At 70.7% G+C, this 10,979-nt stretch carries 9 protein-coding genes and 1 pseudogene; all 10 read right to left on the minus strand.

Annotated elements, in window-relative coordinates:
* Window positions 1–59 precede the first annotated feature (59 nt).
* The gene (locus KUM40_RS18865) at window positions 60–962 is read right to left on the minus strand and encodes a LysR family transcriptional regulator (protein ID WP_217167154.1); all 903 of its coding nucleotides are present in this window, start codon (window positions 960–962) and stop codon (window positions 60–62) included.
* A 34-nt stretch (window positions 963–996) separates the two neighbouring features.
* Entirely contained in the window at window positions 997–2,190 is a 1,194-nt protein-coding gene (locus tag KUM40_RS18870) for a glycine C-acetyltransferase (protein ID WP_217167155.1), read from the minus strand.
* Between the two features lie 61 nt (window positions 2,191–2,251).
* Complete coding sequence (gene tdh / locus KUM40_RS18875; protein ID WP_217167156.1) at window positions 2,252–3,280, minus strand: L-threonine 3-dehydrogenase; 1,029 nt, start codon at window positions 3,278–3,280, stop codon at window positions 2,252–2,254.
* A 204-nt stretch (window positions 3,281–3,484) separates the two neighbouring features.
* Complete coding sequence (locus KUM40_RS18880) at window positions 3,485–4,060, minus strand: GAF domain-containing protein (RefSeq protein ID WP_217167157.1); 576 nt, start codon at window positions 4,058–4,060, stop codon at window positions 3,485–3,487.
* A complete protein-coding gene (locus KUM40_RS18885; RefSeq protein ID WP_217167158.1) occupies window positions 4,057–4,686 on the minus strand; it encodes an ATP/GTP-binding protein in 630 nt (209 codons plus the stop codon). Before KUM40_RS18885 ends, KUM40_RS18880 begins: the two co-directional genes overlap by 4 nt.
* Window positions 4,664–5,038, minus strand: a complete 375-nt coding sequence (locus KUM40_RS18890) for a DUF742 domain-containing protein (protein ID WP_217167159.1) — start codon at window positions 5,036–5,038, stop codon at window positions 4,664–4,666. Before KUM40_RS18890 ends, KUM40_RS18885 begins: the two co-directional genes overlap by 23 nt.
* A gap of 2 nt (window positions 5,039–5,040) precedes the next feature.
* Complete coding sequence (locus KUM40_RS18895) at window positions 5,041–5,475, minus strand: roadblock/LC7 domain-containing protein (RefSeq protein WP_217167160.1); 435 nt, start codon at window positions 5,473–5,475, stop codon at window positions 5,041–5,043.
* 65 nt (window positions 5,476–5,540) lie between these two features.
* On the minus strand, window positions 5,541–7,502 hold the full coding sequence (locus tag KUM40_RS18900; protein WP_217167161.1) for a sensor histidine kinase KdpD: 1,962 nt from the start codon (window positions 7,500–7,502) through the stop codon (window positions 5,541–5,543).
* Between the two features lie 405 nt (window positions 7,503–7,907).
* Window positions 7,908–9,728: a hypothetical protein gene (locus KUM40_RS18905; protein WP_217167162.1), complete on the minus strand. Its 1,821-nt coding sequence runs from the start codon at window positions 9,726–9,728 to the stop codon at window positions 7,908–7,910.
* Window positions 9,729–9,952: 224 nt separating this feature from the next.
* A pseudogene (locus tag KUM40_RS41420) lies at window positions 9,953–10,310 on the minus strand (MBL fold metallo-hydrolase); the annotation flags it as partial.
* Between the last annotated feature and the right edge of the window lie 669 nt (window positions 10,311–10,979).

Genomic DNA, 10,979 nt, shown 5'->3' on the forward strand with positions numbered 1-10,979 from the left:
TGCGCCGTCCCCCGGGCCGCCGGCCCGCCGGCCCGCACCGCGACCTGCTTGGAGAAACCTCACGCCCGGGCCGCCTCACCGAGCGCGTCGAGGACCGGGCGGATCAGCGGGTGTTCCTCGGCCCCCCGGCGTACGGCCGCGAAGACGCGGCGGGTGGGCGCGACCCCGTCGACCGGGCGGACGACCACGCCGGTGAGGTCGGTGCCGTGCAGGGCCGAGCGCGGCACGAGCGCCACCCCGGCGTCGGCCGCGGCGAGGGACACCACCGCGCGGAAGTCGTCCGAGGAGTGTTCGAGTCGGGGCTGGAACCCGGCGTTCTCGCAGGCCAGCACGACCACGTCGTGGCACGGATTGCCCGGGTAGGGGCCGATCCAGGGGTCCTTGGCCAGCTCCGCGAGGGGCACCTCGTCGGCGTCGGCGAGGCGGTGGGCCACCGGGACGACCGCGTCGAAGGGCTCGGCGTACAGGGAGACGTGGGTCAGCCGCGGATCGTCGGCGGACGGCGCCCCGCGGTACTCGACGGCGACGGCCACGTCGACCTGCCGGTCGAGGACCATCGGCAGACTGGCGTCGCCCTCCGCGTCCTGGACGCGCAGGCGGATGCCGGGCGCCGACGCAGCGAGGCGGGCCAGGGCGGGCGCGACGACGAGGGCGATGCCGGTCGCGAAGGAGGCGACCGTGACCGTGCCGGCCGCGCCCGAGCTGTACGCGGCCAGCTCGGCCTCCGCCCGCTCGAGCTGGGCGAGGACGGCGTTGGTGTGGCTGAGCAGGATCTCGCCGGCCGGGGTCAGCCGTACGCCCTTGGCACCGCGCTCGACCAGGCGGTGCCCGGTCTCCTGCTCCAGGGCGGCCAACTGCTGGGAGACCGCCGACGGCGTGAGGTACAGCGCGGCGGCAGCCGCCGTCACGGTGCGGTGGTCCGCCACCGCTCGGAGGATGTGCAGCCGCCGCGCTTCGATCACGGGATCGATTCTCTCAGGTCACGTCGCCGGACGTTCAGGCGGCGAGCTGCTCCCGCGCCGCCACGAAGGCGTCCACCGCGCGGTTCACGTCGTCCGTCGAGTGGGCGGCGGACAACTGCACACGGATGCGGGCCTTGTCCTGCGGCACGACCGGGTAGGAGAAGCCGATGACGTAGACGCCGCGCTCCAGGAGCAGCTCCGCCATGCGGCCCGCCTTCGACGCGTCGCCGATCATGACGGGCGCGATGGCGTGGTCGCCGGGGAGGATGTCGAAGCCCTCCTCGGTCATCCGGCCGCGGAACAGGGCGGTGTTCTCGGCGAGCCGGACGCGCAGGTCGTCGGCCGACTCCAGCAGGTCGAGCACCTTGAGGGAAGCGGCGGCGATCACCGGGGCCAGCGTGTTGGAGAAGAGGTACGGCCTCGACCGCTGGCGCAGCAGGGCGACGATCTCGGCGCGGGCCGCGACGTAGCCGCCGGAGGCGCCGCCCAGCGCCTTGCCGAGCGTGCCGGTGATGATGTCGACGCGGTCCATGACGCCGTGCAGTTCGGGGGTGCCGCGCCCGCCGGGGCCGACGAAGCCGACGGCGTGCGAGTCGTCGACCATGACCATGGCGTCGTAGCGGTCGGCGAGGTCGCAGATGTCGGCGAGCGGGGCGACGTAGCCGTCCATGGAGAAGACGCCGTCGGTGACGATCAGCTTGCGGCGGGCCTCGCCGGCGGCCTTGAGCTGCGCCTCCAGGTCGGCCATGTCGCGGTTGGCGTAGCGGAAGCGGCGGGCCTTGCTGAGGCGGATGCCGTCGATGATCGAGGCGTGGTTGAGGGCGTCGGAGATCACCGCGTCCTCGGGGCCGAGGAGGGTCTCGAAGACGCCGCCGTTGGCGTCGAAGCAGGAGGAGTAGAGGATCGTGTCCTCCTGGCCGAGGAACGCGGCCAGCCGGGCCTCCAGTTCCTTGTGCACCTCCTGGGTGCCGCAGATGAAGCGCACGGACGCCATGCCGTAGCCCCAGCGGTCCAGCGCCTCGTGGGCGGCGGCGACGACCTCGGGGTGGTCGGCGAGGCCGAGGTAGTTGTTGGCGCAGAAGTTGAGGACCTCACCCGGGCGGCCGCCGGCGGTGACGGCGACGGTCGCGGACTGCGGGGTGCCGATCACGCGCTCGGGCTTGTGCAGGCCGGCGGCGCGGATCTCGTCGAGGGTGGCGCGCAGGTCGTCGCGCACGGAGTCGAACATCTCTGAAGCTCCTAGGAGTACGTACGTGTGGGCGCGCTGGCTTACGCGGTCCAGCGGTGGCTTACGCGGTCCAGTCGAGGACGACCTTGCCGCCCTTGCCGCCGGCCGCGTCGGCGAACGCGGCCTCGAAGTCGCGGTGGGAGTACCGGCCGGTGATCACGGGGGCGAGGTCGAGGCCGCCCTCGAGCAGCACCGACATGGCGTACCAGGTCTCGAACATCTCGCGGCCGTAGATGCCCTTGACGGTGATCATCGAGGTGACGATCCGGGCCCAGTCGACCGCGAACTCCTCGGACGGCAGGCCGAGCATCGCGATCCGGCCGCCGTGCGTCATGTTGGCGATCATGTCGCGCATGGCCTCGGGGCGGCCGGACATCTCCAGGCCGATGTCGAAGCCCTCACGCAGGCCCAGCTCGCGCTGCCCGTCGGCGATGGCCGACTTCGACACGTTCAGGGCGAGGCTCGCGCCGATCTTGCGGGCGAGGTCGAGACGCTCCTCGCTCACGTCGGTGATCACGACGTTGCGCGCCCCGGCGTGCCGGGCCACGGCGGCGGCCATCAGGCCGATCGGTCCGGCGCCGGTGATGAGCACGTCCTCGCCGACCAGCGGGAAGGTCAGGGCGGTGTGCACGGCGTTGCCGAACGGGTCGAAGATCGCGGCGACGTCCAGGTCGACGGGGACGCGGTGCACCCAGACGTTGGTGGCGGGCAGGGACACGTATTCGGCGAACGCCCCGTCCCGGCCGACGCCGAGACCGACCGTGGCCCGGCACAGGTGACGCCGTCCGGCCAGGCAGTTGCGGCACTTGCCGCACACCAGATGGCCCTCGCCGCTGACCCGGTCACCGGCCTTGATGTCGGTGACGTCCCGGCCGGTGTCGACGACCTCGCCGACGAACTCGTGCCCGACGACGAGCGGGGTGCGGATGGTCTGCCGTGCCCAGCCGTCCCAGGCCCGGATGTGCAGGTCGGTGCCGCAGATGCCGGTGCGCAGCACCTTGATGAGTACGTCACCGGGTCCGACGACCGGCTCGGGTACGTCCGCGAGCCGGAGCCCGGGCTCCGCCTTCTCCTTGACCAGCGCCTTCAACTGAACGGCTCCTGACGGGGTGGGGTCCCGGCGGTGGGCATGCCGAAGCGGCCCGCGTCCGGGGAGGGGAGGGGAATCGCACAGCAATCTGCCGTACGACACCGCCCCGGGTCCATCGAGCCTTTCTTAAGCCCCGTCGCAGCTTTCCTTCACGCCGCCCGCGAGGGTCTGCCGCCGCTCACAGGAGAGCCCGTCTGCCACCCCTCACAGGGGGAGCCCGTCCTCCGCGCTGCGCTCGATGCGCCGTACGAGGTCGGCCGCCGTCGACTTGATCGTCGCCAGGCCCGCCGTCCCCCAGGTCCGGGGCTGTATGTCGGCGGCGGACACCGTGCCGAGGACCGTCCCCGTACTGTCGATGAGCGGGGCACCGAGGTAGGAGCGGATGCCGAACTCGTCGACGACGGGGTTGCCCGCGAAGCGCGGGTAGTCGCGCACGTCCTCCAGGACCAGGGCCTTGCGCCGGACCACCACATGGGGGCAGAAGCCGTGGTCGCGGGGCTGGACCCGGCGGAACTCGGGACTGGTGCCGTCCCCGCGCGTCACCGGCGGGACCTCCGGCACCCTGAGGCCCGCGAAGAACTGCCCGCCCTCGACCAGGAAGTTGACCATCCCGTACGGCGCCTCGGCGAGGCCCGCGAGGTGGGCGGCGAAGGCGTCCAGGGCCGGGTCGGGCCGTTCCGCCAGACCGAGCCGGCGCAGTCGTCGCACCCGGGCGGGGGCCTCCCGGTCCTCGGGGGTGAGCAGCAGACGTCCGGTCGGGCGCGGTGGGTCGTAGCTCATGGGCGGGCTCCGGCACCGAACCCCGATGTGGGGGCCGGGGTGTGGGCGATGAGGTGGCGTACGAGGGTGAGCAGCGTCTGTACGCCGGAACTGGAGATCCGGGCGTCGCAGCGCACGATCGGGATCTCGGGGTGGAGGTCCATGGCCGCGCGCACCTCCTCGGGGTCGTAGCGGTAGGAGCCGTCGAACTCGTTGATCGCGACGATGAAGCCGAGTCCGCGCTCCTCGAAGAAGTCGACGGCCGCGAAGGACTCCTCCAGACGGCGGGTGTCGGCGATGATCACCGCCCCGAGGGCGCCCTCGCACAGTTCGTCCCACATGAACCAGAAGCGTTCCTGGCCGGGCGTTCCGAACAGGTACAGGACGTGTTCGGCGTCGAGGGTGATGCGGCCGAAGTCCATGGCCACGGTCGTTTCAAGTTTGTTCTCGATTCCGTCGAGGTTGTCGGTCGCGGCGCTGACCGTGGTGAGCAGTTCCTCCGTGCTCAGCGGCGCGATCTCGCTGACGGCGCCGACAAGGGTCGTCTTGCCGACACCGAATCCGCCCGCCACGAGGATCTTCAGGGCGGTGGGGAACGGGTCGGCGCCTTCGCCGTGGGCGTGGTCAGAGCTGTCGTCGTAGTCCATCGAGCACTGCCTCCAGAAGGGCCCGGTCCGTGGGGTGGTGGTGGAACGAGGCGGGGGGTTTGGTGGTCAGCGCGCCGCAGTCGACGAGGTCCGAGAGCAGCACCTTGGTCACGGCCACCGGAAGCCGCAGATGGGCGGCGAGTTCGGCGACCGGGAGCGGCGCCCGGCACAGGTCGAGTGCCTGCGCGTGCTCGGGTCCGAGGTAGCCGAGGGGGGTCGCCCCCGTGGCCATCACCTGGGACATCAGGTCGAGCGCGACGGTGGGCCGGGTACGGCCGTTGCTGACGGTGAAGGGGCGCACCAGCCGTCCGGCGGCGTCGTCGAGCCAGGGCCCGTCGCCGGCCGCGGCCACCCTCAAGGCCTCATCGCCGGGGGTTCCGCGGCGTGCTGCCGGGGCGCGGTGACGAGGTAGGGGCGGACGCTCTTGACCAGCATCGCCATCTCGTAGCCGAGCACGGCCGCGTCGGCCTCGCGGCCGGCCAGCACGGCGAGGCAGGTGCCGGAGCCCGCGGTGGTGACGAAGAGCAGGGTCGAGTCGAGTTCGACGACGACCTGCCGCACGTCCCCGCCGTCGCCGAAGCGGACTCCGGCGCTGCGGCCGAGGGAGTAGAGCCCGGAGGCCAGGGCCGCCATGTGGTCGGCGCTGTCGGCGTCGAGGCCGTGGACGGACTTCACCAGTCCGTCGGCGGACAGGAGTACCGCGCTGCTCGTGTGCGGCACGCGCTGCACGAGGCCGCTCATCAGCCAGTCGAGGTCGGAAACTTGGCCGGTCGGCGCATCGCTGGCCATGGTGGATCGACTCCTTGGGGTACGAAGGTCTGCGGGAGCGCTGGTCGCGCCGCTCGTGGGGGTGGTCATCCGGCCGGGTCCCCGGGGGCCGGCTCCATCGAGGCCGGCTCCATCGGCGCCGGTTCCCTCGGGGCGGGCCTCACGGAGGTCGGTGCCAGGGGGGTCGGTTCCGTGTGCTGCTGGGCCTCGGCGAGGCCGATGCCGCGCTGGAAGGCCGCCATCAGGCCGGGATCGTGACCGGTGTACTGCTCGGGTTCCTGACGCGGTGCGGGACCACCGCGCAACTGGGGTGCGATGTGCTCCTGGGCGCGGCGGCGGGGCAGTTGGGGTTTGCCCATGGTGCCGCGCACCGCGCTGTGGCGCGGGACGGGCGGGGTGGCCGCGTGTTCGGCGAGGACGCCCCGGTCGTCGGGCCGCACGCCCGGTACGGCGGCGGCCGGGGTGGGCCGGTTGCGGTGCGTGCCGCGCACGGGCAACGGCACGGGCTCGCCGTCGGCCCTCCGGTCCCGATCCGACACGGGAGCTACCGGACCGGGTGTCGGCGGAGCCGACGCGGCCGACCCGGCCGACGGGGACGGCACGGTCGGCGGGGACGGCACGGTCGGCGGGGACGGCACGGGAGCCAACGAGGCCGGTGCAGATCCGGCAGGGGCGGGCGCGGGCGGGACGGGCGCGACCGGAGCGAGCGACATCGCGGGGGCCTGCGACACGGCGGGAGCCCCCGGCCCCTGCTGCCGCAGGGCAGGCGGTACGGGCGACACCGGCCCGGCACCGGTGCCCTCGGCCGGACGGACCGCGCCGCCCCCGGGATGCGTCCCAGGCTCCGCGCCCAACAGGGCCTGCGGTACGACCAGTACGGCCTGGACACCGCCGTAGATGTTGGTCTGGAGCCGGACGGTGATGCCGTGCCGCTTGGCGAGCTGGGAGACGACGAACAGCCCGATGCGGCCGTCCGCGAGCAGGCGCGCGACGTTGACCTGGTCGGGGTCGGCGAGCAGGGCGTTCATCCGGCTCTGCTCGCCGACGGGCATGCCGAGTCCGCGGTCCTCGACCTCGACGGCGAGGCCCGAGGTGACGAGGTTGGCGCGCATCAGCACCTGGGTCTGCGGGGCGGAGAACAGGGTGGCGTTCTCGACGAGTTCGGCCAGCAGGTGGATGACGTCGGCGACGGCGTGGCCGCGCAGGGTGCCGTCGATCGGCGGGACCAGCCGGACCCGGGAGTACTGCTCGACCTCGGCGATGGCCGAGCGGAGCACCTCGGTCATGTCGACCGGGTTGCTCCACTGGCGGCGGGAGACCGCGCCGCCGAGCACGGCGAGGTTCTCGGCGTGGCGGCGGATGCGGGTGGCGAGATGGTCGACGTGGAAGAGGCCCTTGAGGAGGTCGGGGTCCTCGATCTCGTTCTCCAGCTCGTCCAGGATGGAGATCTCGCGGTGCACCAGCGACTGGAGGCGCCGGGCGAGGTTGACGAAGACCTCCAGCTTCTGTTCGCTGCCCGCCTGGCTGGAGAGCTGTGCGGCCCGGACGACGGCGGTGACGGCGCCGTCGTGGGCGCGGGAGAGATCGGCGGCGAGCAGTTCGAAGTCGTCGGCGTCGTCCGGCGGACCGCCGCGCGGTGTGCGCCGCGACGGGGTCTCGCCGCGGCGCAACGCCTCGACGACGGCGCGCAGATCGCCCTCCTGACGTGCGGTGCCGCGGCGCAGGGCACCGACGCGGTCGTGCACGGACCGGGCGGCGCGGTCGGCGGCGACGGCGGCGATGGCGACGGCCGCGACGGTCACCGACACCGCACCGGCGAGCGCGCACCACAGGACGAGGCCGGGACGGGCGCCGGTGGACCGGACGGTGAACAGGACGACCGCGCACGCGCTGAGGGCGACCGCGACCGGCGGCAGCACGGCGAGCCGCAGGAGTTGGGGCCGTATGTGGTGCTCGGGCAGCGCGGCGGTGGTACGTGGGGCCGGCCGGCCGTGCCGCCCGCCCTCACGGCGGTCTGCTCGCGCGGCCGGGGCGCGGAGGTGAGACATCGGTGTCCTCGTACTGGTCCGTGTACTGATACGTCGGCCCTACGTCGCCCGACGGACACTGACAGTAGTCGGCTGCCCCTCATGTGCGGTGGGCAGTTGCCAAAGTCTCCCGGCCAACGTCCCGCTCTGGTATGAGGTCTCGTACGACAGACCGATAAGCCGGTGAAGCACCCGTTCGCGAAGCACCGAGGACCGATCGGACCCGATCAAATTCAGTCACGGTGAGTGACAGTGGAGCGTCGCCGTACGCCCGGCGGCGGCCCAGCGCGCCGCGCCTTCGACGACGCGCTCGACTGCGTCAGTGAGCGCGAGCAGTTCGGGCGCCCGTCGGCTCCTCGCCGCCCGCCACAGGGACCGTCACGTCGATGCTGCCTGCATCGCGGCCGATGACCGACCGATGCGGAGTTAGGATCGCCGAAGTCTCGCCCGCAGGGTCTTGCGACCACTGGTCTTGGCCTCGCCCTGGCTGTCGCTTGGGTGGGCGAACGCCTCGCCGTCGCCCTGGCGCAGGTCGACGCGGCCTGCCGGGTGGGAGAACAGGGCACCGCCGGCGCTCATCGTGACCTGGACCGTGTACGTGCCTGCCGGGAGTGCGGAGAGGTCGACGCCCTTCCCGTCCGGTGAGGTGAAGAACCCGTATCCGTACGAGCCGAAGTCGCCCGACCTCACATGCGGGCGGACCTGCTCGGTCATCTGCAGGGGCTTGAGGTCGAAGGTATGAGCGGTGTCCTGGCCATGCAGTGTCAGGTAGTAGGCGGCGTGGTTCTTGTGGTCCGCGTTGCGACCGGGGAGGTAGAAGACGCCGTACACGCGTAGCTTCTGACCATCCATCAGGAAGCGTCGCACCGAGAACACGGTGCCGCCGGGACCGCCGTCCGCGAGGCTGCGTTTGATCAGCCGGACGCCTTTCTGGTCGCCTTTGAGTACGACTTCGAAGCCATGGGAGGCGCTTCGGCGATCGATCGGCTTGTACGTGACGAGGGGAACCCTTCGGTCAATGGCCTCGTTCCTGCTCATCACCCGGGCGAACACGTCATACGCGCCTTCGGGCAAAGAATCCGACAATTCCCGCACATCGCATGCGAACCCGCCATCCTCGTACGCGGCGAAGTGCGTATCGAAGTACTTGAGATAGAGCTGGTCCGCCGGCACGCTGTCCGCATCGGCCACCCAGGCTTTGCTTTCCCGCACAAGAACGAGCTGCTTGGTCTCCCGCGATCCGCTGTTCCCGGATTCCTGCGTGGCAGCGGCCACGCCGGGTATGAAGGCATGCCCCGTCAATCTGGCCTGCTGGTGCGTAAGGGTGGCGCCGGTCAGGACAGCCAGCGCGGTGTCCCGCGTCCGGAGATCCGCCAGATACGTGGCCGCGGCGTGCTCGTCCACGTCGTTGGAGCCGATCTGGACATCGCCCCATCTCGGAACGGTGCCTTCGGTCAGCGCGTAGATGATGCTCAGAATGACGGACAGGCCCTGTCGCGTCACCTCTGCATGCTTGACCAGAGCGGGGGACTCCACCATGAACAAGTTGAAGTTGGAGTATTTCCGCAAAGCCGTGAGGAAGTGGACTACTTCCTCCTCGTACTGGTAGTCCCGGCTGGACGAGACAAGGTAGACGTTGCGGTCACGGTCCTCGTCCTCGGCCAGCAGCGTCGGCAGCACGGCGTCGAGCGTGTCCACATTCTCCTGAGGCTCCCCCTCGCCGAGAACGTACGCGCCGAGGACTCCGTGTCCCTGCGAGTAGCTGCCGATGAAGTACTGCGGGGTGGAGGCGACGATGTTCCGATAGCCATACTTCAGGCCGTAGAATATCGCTGCACTGCCTCCCTTGGACGATCCTGCGAGAACCACCTCGTCACGCGACAGGCCCAGCTTCTCTGTATAGGCGCAGATCAGCTCCTCGACCGCTTCGGAGACGGAAAAGTCCATATCCCGGCAGACGTAATAGGACGTTCCCCCGTCGAACCGATCCCGAATGCGCAGGACGTTGCACTGGACGCCCGACAGGGCGTTTCCGAATCCGTACTTCGAACCTACGGAGGAGAAAACGACGAGAAGGTTTCCATGGTCGCCCGCGGCGGGCGTGAACTCGTACTCGATCTCCCAGTTACCCCACTTCTCGACACGTATCTCGGGGTTTCGGGTCGTCACCGTCCTGTAGTTTTCCGACGTGCGGGGCAGAGTGTCCGCAGGCTGTGGATTCGCCGGGCGGACGTGGTTGGATTCCATGACTTGCTGGCCCCTTGTTCTGTCAGAGTTCTGCCGTTGAGGCTGCGGCTGCCCCGCGGGAACTCCTCCGACGTCGTGGGAACCAGGCGTTTCAGGAGAACAGCAGCCGAGGTGAGGTTACTGCACACAAGTCGCCGCGCCGCGTCTGCCGGCGAACGTTCCTGCTTCAGCCGAGAGACGTTCCAGCATCCGTCCCATCTCACCCAGCTCGTCTCAGACCCGCGTCACCGATCACCAGCGAGATCGAGATCATCCCTATTCGTCCCGGTCACACCCTCAACGGGCCGGGGACGACGCCACGGGTACGCGGTCGCAGGGGAGACTGCCCGCCACCACGGCTCCACCGGCAGATCCCCCGCCGGCTCGAACGGCTCACCGGGCCGCGGGAACGCCACCGCCTGACGGGCCTCCTCGGCCGCGGCCAGCGTCCACTCCCCCGGCTCCGCCCACGCGTGCGGCGCCAGGTTGAAGGTGCCCCCAGTGGATCGGCAGCAGGGCACCGCCCGGTCGGCCGCCCTGCAGGTCGAGGTGTGCGCGTACGCCCTCCTCGGGCGTCATGTGGATGTCCGGCCAGAAGTCGTTCTTGATTCTCTCAGTCCACAGCGGCTCAACAGCGTCTCGCTGCCAGCCGAGCGTGGCCAGCACTACCACGTCACCCACCCGGCGTCGGTCGGGTAGAGCGTGCAGTCCCCTCGGCGCAGCAGGACGGTCACGTTCGGACTCTGAGGCTGGATCTATCGCAGACAGGCCGTGCGCAGCGGCCTGGCGGCGGCGCTCCTGGCGCCTCCGTCGCCCATGACGGGGCCGTCGCCTCGCCGGCGTTCTCCCCCGGCTCCTCGGTACTCGCCAGTCGCGACGAAGGAGCGGGTCACCCTGTACGCCTAGGAGTTCACTTTCGGGTCACTTGAAGGCGGTTCGATCTCAGGGCCTGCCGAGTGAGAGGAGGTTCGTGACGACCCTTTCCAGGTGCCGTCAGCTGCCCACTTCCGCAGCCTGTTGCGGACGCCGTTCGCAGGCGAAGAGCACCTCCGCATGGCCAGCGCACACATGTAGCTTAGAAGTCGAATCGGCCGCGTAACGCAGCACGATCCGAATGACACTGGAAGACTCATCCGCGCAGGTGAGGGACTGGAACAGCCGCATCGATGCAGATTAGCCTCGATCTTGCGTGACGGGTCGCCGACGGAGTCGGTGGCCCGTTTTCGTGCCGTGAGCTGAGGTTGTGCAGGCTGAGGGCCCGAGTGTCGTCTC

Source organism: Streptomyces sp. AC512_CC834, from assembly GCF_019049325.1.
In the GTDB taxonomy this organism is placed as follows: Bacteria; Actinomycetota; Actinomycetes; order Streptomycetales; family Streptomycetaceae; genus Streptomyces.

Bases quoted from the DNA above. Each gene is read 5' to 3' on its own strand.
- KUM40_RS18900 (WP_217167161.1), bottom strand. From the start codon at position 7,502: ATGTCTCACCTCCGCGCCCCGGCCGCGCGAGCAGACCGCCGTGAGGGC.
- KUM40_RS18885 (WP_217167158.1), bottom strand. From the start codon at position 4,686: ATGGACTACGACGACAGCTCTGACCACGCCCACGGCGAAGGCGCCGAC.
- KUM40_RS18870 (WP_217167155.1), bottom strand. From the start codon at position 2,190: ATGTTCGACTCCGTGCGCGACGACCTGCGCGCCACCCTCGACGAGATC.
- KUM40_RS18895 (WP_217167160.1), bottom strand. From the start codon at position 5,475: ATGGCCAGCGATGCGCCGACCGGCCAAGTTTCCGACCTCGACTGGCTG.
- KUM40_RS18905 (WP_217167162.1), bottom strand. From the start codon at position 9,728: ATGGAATCCAACCACGTCCGCCCGGCGAATCCACAGCCTGCGGACACT.
- KUM40_RS18880 (WP_217167157.1), bottom strand. From the start codon at position 4,060: ATGAGCTACGACCCACCGCGCCCGACCGGACGTCTGCTGCTCACCCCC.